The sequence below is a fragment of the Aquimarina sp. MMG016 genome, assembly GCF_018100805.1.
Lineage (GTDB): Bacteria > Bacteroidota > Bacteroidia > Flavobacteriales > Flavobacteriaceae > Aquimarina.
The window spans coordinates 410,956-423,505 of the sequence record NZ_JAGJEA010000002.1 but is presented as its reverse complement, the minus strand read 5'-3'; the positions used below and the strand labels follow the sequence as shown (position 1 = coordinate 423,505).

Annotated in this window: 15 protein-coding genes; 9 read left to right on the top strand and 6 right to left on the bottom strand. The window is 32.2% G+C overall.

The features are described from left to right. Nucleotides 1-152 precede the first annotated feature (152 nt). Genes J8M14_RS04840 through J8M14_RS04825 form a run of 4 tightly spaced genes read left to right on the top strand, consistent with a single transcriptional unit; the run spans nucleotide 153 to nucleotide 2,636 of the window. Nucleotides 153-464, top strand: coding sequence for a helix-turn-helix transcriptional regulator (locus J8M14_RS04840; RefSeq protein WP_211073449.1), 312 nt, complete (start codon nucleotides 153-155; stop codon nucleotides 462-464). Between the two features lie 40 nt (nucleotides 465-504). Beyond that, complete coding sequence (locus J8M14_RS04835; protein WP_211073448.1) at nucleotides 505-1,104, top strand: short chain dehydrogenase; 600 nt, start codon at nucleotides 505-507, stop codon at nucleotides 1,102-1,104. A 5-nt stretch (nucleotides 1,105-1,109) separates the two neighbouring features. Beyond that, the gene (locus tag J8M14_RS04830; protein ID WP_211073447.1) at nucleotides 1,110-1,895 is read left to right on the top strand and encodes a PhzF family phenazine biosynthesis protein; all 786 of its coding nucleotides are present in this window, start codon (nucleotides 1,110-1,112) and stop codon (nucleotides 1,893-1,895) included. A gap of 18 nt (nucleotides 1,896-1,913) precedes the next feature. Next, nucleotides 1,914-2,636 (top strand): aspartate/glutamate racemase family protein, encoded by a 723-nt coding sequence (locus J8M14_RS04825; RefSeq protein WP_211073446.1) that lies wholly within the window; start codon nucleotides 1,914-1,916, stop codon nucleotides 2,634-2,636. Here J8M14_RS04825 and J8M14_RS04820 read toward each other — a convergent pair. Continuing rightward, nucleotides 2,611-4,131 carry a DEAD/DEAH box helicase family protein gene (locus tag J8M14_RS04820; RefSeq protein WP_211073445.1) on the bottom strand — a complete coding sequence of 507 codons (1,521 nt, stop codon included), beginning with the start codon at nucleotides 4,129-4,131 and terminating at the stop codon, nucleotides 2,611-2,613. The two genes, J8M14_RS04825 and J8M14_RS04820, sit on opposite strands and share 26 nt — an antisense overlap. A gap of 168 nt (nucleotides 4,132-4,299) precedes the next feature. Here J8M14_RS04820 and J8M14_RS04815 point away from each other — a divergent pair, with 168 nt between their 5' ends. The 5 genes from J8M14_RS04815 to lpdA all read left to right on the top strand — a co-directional run bounded on the left by J8M14_RS04815 (nucleotide 4,300) and on the right by lpdA (nucleotide 8,307). Further along, a complete protein-coding gene (locus tag J8M14_RS04815; protein WP_211073444.1) occupies nucleotides 4,300-5,169 on the top strand; it encodes an alpha/beta hydrolase in 870 nt (289 codons plus the stop codon). A 68-nt stretch (nucleotides 5,170-5,237) separates the two neighbouring features. Continuing rightward, on the top strand, nucleotides 5,238-5,723 hold the full coding sequence (msrB, locus tag J8M14_RS04810; RefSeq protein WP_211073443.1) for a peptide-methionine (R)-S-oxide reductase MsrB: 486 nt from the start codon (nucleotides 5,238-5,240) through the stop codon (nucleotides 5,721-5,723). Nucleotides 5,724-5,727: 4 nt separating this feature from the next. Further along, nucleotides 5,728-6,123 carry a peptide-methionine (R)-S-oxide reductase MsrB gene (gene msrB / locus J8M14_RS04805; RefSeq protein WP_211073442.1) on the top strand — a complete coding sequence of 132 codons (396 nt, stop codon included), beginning with the start codon at nucleotides 5,728-5,730 and terminating at the stop codon, nucleotides 6,121-6,123. Between the two features lie 71 nt (nucleotides 6,124-6,194). Further along, nucleotides 6,195-6,734: a collagen-like protein gene (locus J8M14_RS04800; RefSeq protein WP_211073441.1), complete on the top strand. Its 540-nt coding sequence runs from the start codon at nucleotides 6,195-6,197 to the stop codon at nucleotides 6,732-6,734. A 181-nt stretch (nucleotides 6,735-6,915) separates the two neighbouring features. Further along, entirely contained in the window at nucleotides 6,916-8,307 is a 1,392-nt protein-coding gene (gene lpdA / locus J8M14_RS04795; RefSeq protein ID WP_211073440.1) for a dihydrolipoyl dehydrogenase, read from the top strand. A 75-nt stretch (nucleotides 8,308-8,382) separates the two neighbouring features. On the opposite strand, the gene J8M14_RS04790 is transcribed toward lpdA, so the two are convergent. The 5 genes from J8M14_RS04790 to J8M14_RS04770 all read right to left on the bottom strand — a co-directional run bounded on the left by J8M14_RS04790 (nucleotide 8,383) and on the right by J8M14_RS04770 (nucleotide 12,518). After that, on the bottom strand, nucleotides 8,383-10,197 hold the full coding sequence (locus J8M14_RS04790) for a hypothetical protein (protein ID WP_211073439.1): 1,815 nt from the start codon (nucleotides 10,195-10,197) through the stop codon (nucleotides 8,383-8,385). A gap of 26 nt (nucleotides 10,198-10,223) precedes the next feature. Then, complete coding sequence (locus J8M14_RS04785) at nucleotides 10,224-10,646, bottom strand: hypothetical protein (protein ID WP_211073438.1); 423 nt, start codon at nucleotides 10,644-10,646, stop codon at nucleotides 10,224-10,226. Between the two features lie 107 nt (nucleotides 10,647-10,753). Further along, a complete protein-coding gene (locus J8M14_RS04780; protein WP_211073437.1) occupies nucleotides 10,754-11,479 on the bottom strand; it encodes a diphthine--ammonia ligase in 726 nt (241 codons plus the stop codon). Beyond that, nucleotides 11,479-11,898: a type II 3-dehydroquinate dehydratase gene (gene aroQ, locus J8M14_RS04775; protein ID WP_211073436.1), complete on the bottom strand. Its 420-nt coding sequence runs from the start codon at nucleotides 11,896-11,898 to the stop codon at nucleotides 11,479-11,481. The genes J8M14_RS04780 and aroQ overlap by 1 nt, the downstream gene beginning before the upstream one ends. Beyond that, nucleotides 11,898-12,518 carry a porin family protein gene (locus J8M14_RS04770; protein WP_211073435.1) on the bottom strand — a complete coding sequence of 207 codons (621 nt, stop codon included), beginning with the start codon at nucleotides 12,516-12,518 and terminating at the stop codon, nucleotides 11,898-11,900. Before J8M14_RS04770 ends, aroQ begins: the two co-directional genes overlap by 1 nt. Nucleotides 12,519-12,550 lie beyond the last annotated feature (32 nt).

The window sequence follows — 12,550 nt, the reverse complement described above, 5'->3', positions numbered from 1 at the left end:
AATTTACTTATTATCAAATAATTACTAGTTCTCTTACTATTTATACTTACTAGACGAACTTATATGAATTTTGTTACAGGATTTTTTTATTAAATTCTAAAGTAAAGTTAAACATAACATATTTATAAAATTAAATATATATATTTGATAATATGAATTACAAAAAAGTTTTAGATATCAACAAGGCTTTATCTAATCAAACACGTTTGGATATATTGAAATGGCTTAAAGACCCTGAAGGAAATTTTCCTCCTCATAAAGAACTTGGTCATTTTAGAGATGGGGTTTGTGGTCAACATATTAAAGATAAATCGGGTTTATCTCAACCTACAATTTCTCATTACCTATCAGGAATGCATAAAGCGGGGTTATTAATCACCACGCGACATGGTAAATGGACTTATTTTAAAAGAAATGAAGAAGTAATAAAACAATATTTGGAAACATTAAATAATCAATTATAAAAATTTGCAATAACATATTTATAAAATTAAATATATAATTATGAAAATATTAATAATCGGTTCTACTGGAACTATTGGAGGTAAAATCTATGAAAGTCTAAAAAAGGAATACCCTGAAGTATATGGAGCACATAGAACAAGCACCTCATACCCTATTGATATTACGGATAACTCTTCTATCGAAAATTTATTCAAAAAACTACCAAAATTAGACGCTGTAATCAATGCAGCTGGAACTGCTACCTGGAAACCATTATCAGAACTAACTGAAAAAGATTACTATGTTGGTATACAAAGTAAACTCATGGGGCAAGTAAACTTGGTAAACGTTGCTAAAAAACATTTAAACAACCAAGGTTCTATAACGCTTACCACAGGGATCTTAGCCGAGCATTATGAACCCAAGGCTGTAGCATTATCATTAGTTAACGGAGCTATTCATAGTTTTGTAAATGCAGCATCTAATGAATTAGAACGTGGAATACGCCTTAACGTTGTGGCACCAGGAGCGATTGCGGGAGACTTTCCTAAAAATCAGAAATTCGCCGGATACTATCCTATAGATATACAAGAAGCTATAAAAGTCTACAAGGAAGCTTTAACCAGCAATATTACAGGTCAAATCTTTAAAAAATATTAGAACTCATGAAAATTAAAATGTATCAAATTGATGCTTTTACCAAAAAATTGTTTGGAGGAAACCCTGCTGCAATCTGTCATTTACCACATTGGTTAGATGATGAAACTTTACAAAACATAGCAATTGAAAATAACCTTGCAGAAACTGGTTACTTCGTAAAAAAAGACGATACTTACGAGATCAGATGGTTTATGCCACATGCAGAGATTGATCTGTGCGGACACGCTACGTTGGCTTCAGCATATGTGATTTTTAATTATATAGATCAATCAATTAGCGAAGTTGTATTTTCTTCTAAAAGCGGAATTCTAAAAGCTAAAAAAGAAAGTAATGGCTCAATAACTTTAGATTTTCCATCAAGACCACCACAAGAAATTGAAATCCCGAAAGAAATCTTTAAAGCGCTAAAAGCTAAGCCCACAGGTGCATTTGCTGCAAGAGATTTAATTATAACTCTTTCTTCTGAAGAAGAAATATTGGCAGAGGACCCTGATATCGAAGTGTTAAAAAGCCTGCCTTATTTATGTATTATTATCACGGCAGAAGGAAAAAGTTCGGATTTCGTTTCTAGAGTGTTTGATGCTAATGGTATAATTCAGCCTGAAGATCCGGTTACCGGGTCAGCACATGCTTCATTAGTTCCGTTTTGGGCAGAAAAGTTGAATAAAAATAACCTGAAAGCTTATCAATTATCTAAGCGTGGTGGTGAATTAGATTGTAAACTAGAGGGTGATCGTGTATTTCTGAGTGGATATTCGGTTCCATATCTAGTTGGTGAAATACAAATTTAATTTTTAAATGATATTATTATGAAAACTATAGGACTAATTGGAGGAATGAGTTGGGAATCAACAGCTATTTATTATGAATTATTAAATAAAAAAGTAAAGGAACTTTTAGGTGGTTTTCATTCTGCAAAACTTTTGCTAAACTCAGTAGATTTTGCACAAATAGAAATACTACAACGTCATAACGATTGGGATGGATTAAATAAAATAATGATTAAATCTGCAAAACAATTAGAAAATGCGGGAGCTGATTTAATTATTCTATGCACTAATACAATGCATTTATGTAGTGAAGAAATTATTGAGAACACTTCCATTCCATTTTTACATATTGCTGATGCCACTGGAAAACAAATAAAAACTGATGGTTTAAAAAAGGTAGCTTTACTAGGTACAAAATTTACAATGGAAAGAGATTTCTATAAAAACACCTTGCTACAATATGGTATTAAAACAATTATTCCAAAAGAAAAAGATAGAGAAATCATTCATCAAATAATTTATAAAGAATTAGTGCTCGGGGTAATTAAAGATAGTTCTAAAAAAGAATTATTAAGAATTATCAATACTTTAGAACTAAAAGGTGCAGAAGGTATAATACTCGGTTGTACTGAAATACCTTTACTTATCAAACCAGATGATGTGAGTGTCCCAATTTTTGATACCACCAAAATTCACGCAGAAAGTGCTATTAAGAAGGCTTTAGAAAAACAAACTATTAATCCTCCACAAACAATTGATTGATTTTGGATCGTAATTTTCGTTTATAATCTTCTTCTAGCCAATCTCTATAGTTTTTGGTGCTTTTGCTAATACAATAAGAATATCTACGCACTCTGTATTGAATATCATCATTGAGCAATCTACTTAGAATACGAGCATCAAATACGTCCTCACTATTCTCAATACACATCTTAGCATGTTGCTCTACAGATTTCTCAAGAACAGTCATACTGCGTAAATTATATTTTTTAGTATTTGAATATTCTTCTTCTATATCAAAATCAATGTCATTGGAGTTCGGAAATTCTTTTCTGATCTCTTCTGGCATTACATATTTAAAGTTTCGTTCTATCTCTTCATCTCCAACCAAATTGTCATAATAAAAATCTGGTGACCTAAAAATAGATTGCCAATCCACATTAGAATTCCATAGTCCAAATCTTGCTGTATTATTACCAAGATCTATAATAGAAAACTCTGGTTTAGTAGGCAATATTCTGGACCCCCTACCAATCATCTGAAAATATAAAGTAAGTGATTTTGTAGCTCTATTTAGAATAATACTCTCTACTGTTGGCTCATCAAACCCGGTAGTTAATATACTTACAGAGGTTAGAATAGCGTTATCTGTTTTTTTAAACCACTCTAAAATATCTGCTCGTTCCTGTTTACTATTCGTATTATCGAGATGCCTAATAGGATAACCGGCTCTGGCAAAAGTATCACATACATAAACCGAAGTATTGATTCCGTTATTAAATATCAACGTTTTCTTACCCTTACATCTTTCTTCATAAGCATGCAGTAGTTTATCCTGCATCATCATATTGGTATATAAATCTTCTGATGATTTCACAGTATAATCACCATTCATACCTATTTTTAATGACCCCAAACCAACATCATATGTATACGTTAGTGGTTTGGCAAGAAATCCCTGACCAATCAATGAATTAATAGTATCACCTACAATCAATTCCCGATAATTATCCTTCATAGGTAGTTTCATGTTGGAGCTGAGCGGTGTTGCAGTAACTCCTAAAATGAAACAGTTCTCAAAAAATTTAAATAATTTTCTAAAAGAGTTATAATGCGCTTCATCAATAATCACCATCCCAACATTATGAAGCTCAAGTTGATCATCATTTAGCCTATTATTAAGAGTTTCTACCATGGCTACAAAACACATGTATTCATCCTGATCTTCAATCTCCTTTACAGAACTATTGATGATCTTATTTTTTACATGAAATTCAGTTAGCATATTAGAAGTCTGAGCACAAAGTTCAATTCGATGCGTAAGAACTACTACCTTCTTTTTTGTACTTTCTATATAGCGTCTAACAATATCAGAAAAGATTACTGTTTTTCCTCCTCCCGTGGGTAATTGATATAATAGATTATACCGTGTCGGAAATTCTTCAAGACGACTAAAAATCTTGTCGATATCCCGTTGCTGGTAATCATATAATACTTTCTGTTCTTTTTTCTGTATCTCTGCGGGGGGTAATCCCATGAAGCTCTTATTAAAAATAAGCCACAAAATTAAGCACTTTACGAGGTTCTACGAAAGAATTATGAGAATATATTTTTCTTTTATCATATTATGAATGTTAATTATTCTTAATTGTTTGATCCAAAGCTCGATTAACAACTAATTTTACCTTAAAAAAAATTGTTCTTTATGAATAAAAATGATAAAGATCTAATACCAATTCAAACACTTTTAGTTCCTAAATCAATACAATACACTGGGAAATTATTGAATTGGCTTTCCCCTTTTGTAGCATCAAGGTTTGCAGCAAGAATTTTTCTCACTCCTTTTGGGTATCAAATGCCAGAACGAGAAAAATTAATGTACGATAATAGTAAAAAAGAAAAGGTATTTATAGATAAAGTTAATCGAGATATTATTATATATCAATATGGTGACTCTGACAAAAAAGTACTACTCTCTCATGGATGGTCCGGCAGTGGAACCCAACTCTCTAAAATTGCAGATCAGCTATTATTAAATGGATATAGTACAGTAAGTTTTGATGCTCCAGCACACGGAAAAGCTCCGGGAAAACGTACTATAATGCCACATTTTCTGGAGACTATTAATTATATAGAAAAAGAGTATGGACCATTTGAAGCTGCTATTGGTCATTCTTTAGGCGGAATGGCTTTATTAAGAACTACAAAGTTTGGGCTCTCCATAAAAAAATTAGTTATCATTGGTACAGCAAATAGTATAACTGCCGTTACCAAAAATTTTGCAAAAAGTCTAGGATTAAGCAAAAAAGTAGCACAGCACCTTAAGACGTATTTTGATAAAAGATATGGGGAAGATTTAGATAATTACTCCGGAAGTGTCTCTGCAGCTGGTGTAAAAATACCTACTTTAGTTATTCATGATAAAAATGATGTAGATGTGCACTATAGTTCTGCTCATGAAATAGTTGATAAACTCGAAAAAGGGAAGCTTTTACTTACCGAAAACTTAGGACATAGAAAGATTCTAGGTAATGATAAGGTTATTTCTGAGATCATTAAGTTTATTTCTGAATAAAAGCTATAAGTGTCATGTTTTGTTAATTTATACGACTATACTTTGATATTAATTAAATATTTAAACATATGAAACATTATATTTTCTTGATCCTAAGTGTACTGATAATAAGTTGTACTGGGAATGCCCAAAAAAAAGAGTCTGTAAAAGAAAAAAAAGTATATGCAGTTTCTAAAACAGATAAAGAATGGAAAGAAATACTAACTTCTGAACAATATTATATCTTAAGAAAAGCTGGAACAGAAAGACCTTTTTCTAGTCCTCTGAATAAGGTGTATGCTTCCGGCACTTTTCATTGTGCAGCGTGTAATACTCCTTTATATGAAAGTAAACATAAATTTGATAGTGGTACCGGTTGGCCTAGTTTTGATAGAGGCGTGAAAGGTAATATAGAAACTGACACAGACTATAAAATTGGTTATGCCCGTACAGAACTATTATGTGGAACCTGTGGTGGTCATTTAGGACACGTGTTTAATGATGGGCCGCGAGAAACCACAGGTATGAGACATTGTATTAATGGAGATGCTCTAGTTTTTAAACCAAAAAAATAAAAAGATGAATAAATATCCTATTCAAAAAACTGAAGCTGAGTGGAAACAACAGCTATCTGAAGAACAATATAGAGTACTAAGACAAAAAGGAACAGAGAGACCTTTTACTGGAGAATACAATATGCATTTTGAAGAAGGTACATATACTTGTATGGCCTGTAACACTCCTTTATTCGAAAGTGCTACTAAATTTGATTCAGGTTGTGGTTGGCCTAGCTTTGATAAATCTATTGAAGGACGTGTAGAATATATTAGAGATACTTCTCATGGAATGATTCGTACAGAAATATTATGTGCCAATTGTGGAAGCCACCTAGGTCATGTTTTTAATGATGGACCCACAGAAACCGGTCAAAGATATTGTGTAAACTCAGTTAGTGTTGATTTTGATAAATCCTAAAACACCTTAATTATTATTTTTGGAACACTTATTGATGATACAGGTAACATACAAATAACAATTCTTATATTATGAAAAAAATCTTCACACTTTTGTTCGTTTCAACAATTATTTTAACCTCTTGCGAAGGACCAGAAGGACCTCCCGGGCTAGATGGTTTAGATGGGTTAGATGGTGCAGAAGAGTTAGCAGCTGTTTATGAAATAGATAATGTAATATTTAATGATGCTAATGAGTTTGGTATTGGTTTTACATTTCCGCAAGCCATATTTGATGCAGACAATGTTCTTGTATATAGATTAGAAGATGTAACAAATGACAATAGAGATATATGGGAACCTCTGCCTACTGCAACTATATTTTTAAATGACGGTGCTGATACTACGGTGCTTTACCGATTTAATTTTACAAATAGAGATGTAGATATTCTTTTAGAAAGTAATAACCCTAATTTGGTACCAGCTGATTTGGCTACAGGACAAGTCTTTAGGATTGTTGTGGTTCCAAGTGCCTTTGGACAAGCTAAAAATTTAGAATTACAAGATATGGAAAGTCTTTTGTCATCACTTAATTTAAAAACAACAGATATTATTAAAGTTTCTGCTAATTAATATTTGTTTGATAATTAATTTGTTAAACAAATATGTACTTAATATATAATTAACACTATCTATATGATAGTGTTTTTTTATTTATTCTCGTGATGAAATAGTCTTATCTAAGGAAACCTTAATTCCTTTTTAGGTTAGCTTAATTATCCTTAAATTCGTGACTTGAAAAATTTCGACATTTATGAGCACATATGATATCATCGTTTTAGGGAGTGGTCCTGGTGGTTATGTTACCGCAATTAGGGCTTCGCAATTAGGTTTTAAAACTGCAATAATTGAAAAGGAAAGCCTAGGAGGTGTTTGTTTAAACTGGGGTTGTATTCCAACAAAAGCATTACTTAAAAGTGCACAGGTATTTGATTATCTAAAGCATGCTTCTGATTATGGACTTACGATTGAAAAATTTGATAAAGATTTTGATGCCGTTGTAAAACGTAGTCGCGGTGTTGCTGAAGGAATGAGCAAAGGTGTGCAATTCCTGATGAAGAAAAACAAAATAGATGTTATTGACGGTTTTGGTAAACTAAAAGCTAATAATAAGGTTACTGTTACTAATAAAGATGGAAAAGCTACTGATTTTGAAGCTAAGCACATTATTATTGCAACAGGCGCTAGATCTAGAGAATTACCTAATTTACCACAAGATGGTAAAAAAGTGATCGGTTATAGAGAAGCCATGACACTTCCTTCTCAACCAAAGAAAATGATTGTTGTTGGTTCAGGAGCAATAGGTGTTGAGTTTGCACATTTCTATAATGCAATGGGTACAGAAGTTACTATTGTAGAATTCTTACCTACTCTGGTTCCTTTAGAGGATGAAGAAGTGTCCAAACAATTCGAGCGTAGCTTTAAAAAGGCTGGAATTAAAGTAATGACTAATTCTTCTGTAGAAAGTGTTGACACCACTGGAGATGGAGTAAAGGCTACCGTAAAAACTAAAAAAGGAGAAGAAATTCTTGAAGCAGATGTTGTTTTATCTGCAGTAGGTATTAAAACAAATATCGAAAATATTGGTTTAGAAGAACTGGGTATTGCAACAGATAGAGATAAAATTGTAGTAAATGACTGGTATCAAACTAATATCCCAGGAGTGTATGCTATTGGTGATGTAGTAGCTGGCCCTGCATTAGCGCACGTTGCTTCTGCAGAAGGAATTACTTGTGTAGAGAAAATTGCTGGAATGCACGTAGAAGCTATAGACTACGGAAATATTCCTGGATGTACTTATGCTTCTCCTGAGATTGCTAGTGTGGGTATGACAGAAAAGCAAGCCAAAGAAGCTGGTTATGATTTAAAAATTGGTAAATTTCCTTTCTCTGCATCCGGAAAAGCAAGTGCCGCTGGAACCAAAGATGGTTTCGTAAAAGTAATCTTTGATGCTAAATATGGTGAATGGTTAGGTTGCCATATGATTGGTGCTGGAGTTACTGATATGATCGCAGAAGCTGTTTTAGGTAGAAAGTTAGAAACTACTGGTCACGAAGTATTAAAAGCAATTCACCCTCATCCAACAATGAGTGAAGCAGTGATGGAAGCAGTTGCTGATGCTTATGATGAAGTTATTCATTTATAAAATTATATTTTACACATATAAAAAACACCTTGTCAATACTGACAAGGTGTTTTTGGTTCCAAACAATTCTAAGTTTTAGTTCGATGTACTGGGTAAGGAACCAATATTGAATGATGGTACCGGCAATCGTAAACCGAAAAACCAATACGGATCTCCGTTAAATACATTAATTGCAGCACCAGACTGTATATAATCGTGTAGCATAGAAATTACGATTCCAGTTCCTAATTCAGGAACATCATCACCATCAAAATCAGGCGCTGATAAGTGAAGTCCAATTCCCCAATCAAAAATCCGATTGTAGGGCACACTCCTTCTTCTTAACTTTTGATCAAATAATCCTTTTATAATCATATTATAGTATGGAGCCATCTGAAATTGAGTCTTTATTTCTGTGCGAGCTAGTGGATCAGCAAAAATAACCCCAACTGTGCCTTCTATATGTGTCAAAACTCTAAACATATAAAGCTTTCTATTCTCGGTATAAATAATTCCTTTTTTTGATCTTACCTCTAATTTAAATGCTAATTGATCTCCATCTTTTCTGACTCCGGTATCGATGAGATCCAATCTAGTAGACTCTGGTAAATCATCTAATGATAGACTAAAGACTTCTTCACTAAACTTTAATGCTGCAAAATCAAGATCTTCACCATATAAGAAAATACGTATATTATCAGTTACTGAATTAGAGAATACACTAATTCCTATTTCAAATTCTTCTTTTAAATCATTAAAAACAACTTTAAGGTCTTTTGTAATATCTTCATCTGATGAATTGATCAAATTAGCAATATTAACAATCTGATTCAATACCTCTTTGCCTTTATCATCTTTTACAAACTTTACATCACGTTGTAATCTAAAAATTAACTCATCTATTGTATATGGTGAACCAGAAATAATATTTTGATAATATTTTTTACGAATAGTTATTTCTCTTACAAAATCTTCTATTAATACTATAGTCCTGTCGATTTCATCAAATAAAGTCTTCAATTTTGGACTAATGGTTTCTCCTAATTCTGTTCTTACTCTTTCTAATGCTTCTTCTACCTTCCGTTGTAATTCTAATATTTTGGTATCTGTAAAATCACGGAGTTGTTGTATTTGATTTCTAACAATATTTTTAAGAATCTCATCTTCTACTCCTCTATTTTCGTTAGCATATTGAGTGAGTTTTTCTAATTCTTCTATTTGCTCATCCGTAGGTGAAAATTGCCAGCGTTCTACTTCAAAGGGGCTCTGAGGTGCGATACTGTCAAATCCTTGTAAATGAATAGGTATTTTTCTTCCCTTTGCAACCAGCCAACTTCCAAATTGTATGTTTACCCCTTCTCGATTTGTGAAATTTTTAAACTCGATATATACATCATTAAAAACAGCCTCTGCTGCTTGATATACACTGCCATACAAATCATCAAACTCTAAAGCTCTTTCTTCAATTCTTGGATCAATCTCTGCTATTTCCTCAAGTTTTGCAACGGCTTGTTGTAATTGAGTTATATAGTTGTTATAAGCATTGCTGTCTGTTCTAAAGTTATTATAATCGTATAGATTTACTATACGTTCTAAATTTTTTAATGATTCATTCCTACTTTCCATAACTTTTGTTAGCTTAGAAAGTTTTGATGACAAATCATTAGGAAGTCTAGCCTGAAATGATCCTCCTATCTTTGTTATTAATGTATTTTTATTCAGGTTAATATCTAAAGTACTGTTGATATCGGCTATTTTAGCATTAATGAAACCAGGTTTAATTGTTCCATCTCTGTTCAGATATTTTCCATCCTGATCTTCTTCAGAAATAGTAATCACCATATCTTGTGCCAACAAAATTTCACAAAATGATAATATAAAAAAGACAAGAAAATATTTTAAAGACTTCATAACTAAGGTTTTAAAAATGCAAATTACTAGGAAAGATCTATGTCATTTACCTGTGCTTTTCTGATAATCCTATTGATATATCCCCTGGGTTGATTAGGAAACTTTGTTTTTAAAACTATCGATCCAATATTATTAAACTTATTCGAAATCGAAAGAATCACATATTGGTCTAAAGCACTCCAATTAATCCTATTTAATTTTGGATTGACAAGTAGTTTTTTAAGCTTATTCTTAATTAGAGAAGTGTTTGTAGCTAGAATTACCCTAGAACTATGATAATTTATATCCCCTGAGTTAATTAATTCATCCGATTTACTCAATGCCATTTTTGCAATTGGATCAGAGCCAAGAACAACCAATAAAGTAACAGGTTCGTTAGTTAACCAATGATCAAAAACTGAATTTGCCTCTATTGCATCCGTATCGGATAAAATAATAGGTCCTCGCATTATAAAGGTTTTAAAGAGTAAAGATTAAATGTAGAGAAAATTACCTATATATAAAAGGGGAAAAACACTGGAGTTTTTTCAGTTTTTTTAGGATATAAAACCCTATTTTATTTAGGAATCAAATCACAATACCAAAAAGAAGTGTCCCAACTAACATCTTGATCCGCAAAACAGTTATCATCTTCATCTTTTGAAGGTTCATAGCTTCTGCGTACTTTCTCTCCTATCTCGAATTGTATGGGTTCTTTAAAAATAGGGCCATCAAATACAAATGTGTGAAACTCTCCATTTTCACCACAGGGATCAACATCAGAAGGAAGATCTTTTAAAAACGATTCATCAAGAAGTCTACCGCAAAAGGACTTATCAAGATATTTAGCATTTACACAAACCGTAATTGCCTTAAAACCAAGCTTTATAAATTCTAATAATAAATCTTTAGTGTTTTTTCTCCAAAGCGGGAAAACTCCTTGAATTCCAACATTCTGTAATTGTTTTTCTCGATATTCTTTTAAATCTTCTAAAAATATGTCACCAAAAACACAATGTGTATATCCTTGCTCTTTTAAATAAGAAACTTTTTTAAGCATCACTTCATTATAAGAAGCCATAGAAACCTGAGCCGGAAGCTGAATTTTGGTTATAGGTAAATTAATACTTCTTACTTGTTGATCTAAAAGCTTTTCTCTAAGACCATGCATAGAAACACGACCATAATCGCTATTTACTGTAGTCACTAGTGTAGAGATTTGATAATCAGAATTCTTGAAAATATGATATAACGCTAATGCAGAATCCTTGCCGCTACTCCAGTTAAAATAGGTTTTATGCATTATGACGAAAGAAAACTTTGTATGGCTAGAATATAACTTTGCAATCCAAAACCAAGAATTACCCCCTTTGCATTAGGAGAAATATAAGATTGATGTCTAAATTCTTCTCTGCCAAAAGTATTGGAGATATGAACTTCGATAACCGGAACCGAAACGGCTTTAATAGCATCACCAATACCGATAGAAGTATGGGTATAAGCACCTGCATTCAGAATAACTCCATCATATACACCATCTGCATCTTGAATTTCTGTGATTAGTTCTCCTTCAATATTAGATTGATAATATGACAAATTTGCTTCTTTAAATTTGTTTTTTAAATCTGCAAAAAACTCTTCAAATGTTTGATTTCCATATATTCCAGGCTCTCTTTTACCTAAAAGATTTAAGTTAGGGCCATTTATAATTAGTATTTTCATTATTCTTCTCCGTATTCTTGTCTACGGTTATTTTTTGTTTTAAATAGATATCCTACGGATAATTGTGCTACAGCATTTCTTCTGTCATTAGTATCCAAACTGCTATTATTGATTTTACTTAAACCTAAATTATAACGTAATTGAAAAAAAAGCCCACTTTCTAGTTTATAACCAGCTCCAAAACTCCAACTAAAGTCAAAATCTTCGAAAGAATCAAAAAACTCATCAGTTTCATCTCCTATTGAGTTTGTAGAATTGGCTAAAGTTGCAAACCTAGGACCAGTTTCTAAACTGAACTTTTCTGTAAAATAAATTTTACTAATTATTGGTAAAGTAAGATAATTAAGACTAATCTTATTCTCTACTCCATTGGGCTCTTTAATTATATAGCCTTGTGCAGAATACAATATTTCTGGTTGTATATAAAATCTGGAAGTAATGGGGAACTCTATTACTGCACCTAGATGTACTCGTGTTCTTCCATCAGAATCTATCCCTGATACATCTGCATAATTAATACCTGCCTTAAACCCTGCTCTGGTATATAAGGGATCTTCATCCTGAGCCTGAATTAAAAATGAACTAGTAAGCAATACTGTAAATAATATATATCTTATCATAATACACTCTATAACTATCCAAAAGTAGTTTT

Excerpts from the sequence above, each read along its gene's own strand:
- J8M14_RS04790 (WP_211073439.1), bottom strand. The coding sequence starts at position 10,197 with ATGAAGTCTTTAAAATATTTTCTTGTCTTTTTTATATTATCATTTTGT.
- J8M14_RS04830 (WP_211073447.1), top strand. The coding sequence starts at position 1,110 with ATGAAAATTAAAATGTATCAAATTGATGCTTTTACCAAAAAATTGTTT.
- J8M14_RS04820 (WP_211073445.1), bottom strand. The coding sequence starts at position 4,131 with ATGGGATTACCCCCCGCAGAGATACAGAAAAAAGAACAGAAAGTATTA.
- lpdA (WP_211073440.1), top strand. The coding sequence starts at position 6,916 with ATGAGCACATATGATATCATCGTTTTAGGGAGTGGTCCTGGTGGTTAT.
- J8M14_RS04815 (WP_211073444.1), top strand. The coding sequence starts at position 4,300 with ATGAATAAAAATGATAAAGATCTAATACCAATTCAAACACTTTTAGTT.
- J8M14_RS04800 (WP_211073441.1), top strand. The coding sequence starts at position 6,195 with ATGAAAAAAATCTTCACACTTTTGTTCGTTTCAACAATTATTTTAACC.
- msrB (WP_211073442.1), top strand. The coding sequence starts at position 5,728 with ATGAATAAATATCCTATTCAAAAAACTGAAGCTGAGTGGAAACAACAG.
- J8M14_RS04840 (WP_211073449.1), top strand. The coding sequence starts at position 153 with ATGAATTACAAAAAAGTTTTAGATATCAACAAGGCTTTATCTAATCAA.
- msrB (WP_211073443.1), top strand. The coding sequence starts at position 5,238 with ATGAAACATTATATTTTCTTGATCCTAAGTGTACTGATAATAAGTTGT.
- J8M14_RS04835 (WP_211073448.1), top strand. The coding sequence starts at position 505 with ATGAAAATATTAATAATCGGTTCTACTGGAACTATTGGAGGTAAAATC.
- J8M14_RS04780 (WP_211073437.1), bottom strand. The coding sequence starts at position 11,479 with ATGCATAAAACCTATTTTAACTGGAGTAGCGGCAAGGATTCTGCATTA.
- J8M14_RS04770 (WP_211073435.1), bottom strand. The coding sequence starts at position 12,518 with ATGATAAGATATATATTATTTACAGTATTGCTTACTAGTTCATTTTTA.
- J8M14_RS04785 (WP_211073438.1), bottom strand. The coding sequence starts at position 10,646 with ATGCGAGGACCTATTATTTTATCCGATACGGATGCAATAGAGGCAAAT.
- J8M14_RS04825 (WP_211073446.1), top strand. The coding sequence starts at position 1,914 with ATGAAAACTATAGGACTAATTGGAGGAATGAGTTGGGAATCAACAGCT.
- aroQ (WP_211073436.1), bottom strand. The coding sequence starts at position 11,898 with ATGAAAATACTAATTATAAATGGCCCTAACTTAAATCTTTTAGGTAAA.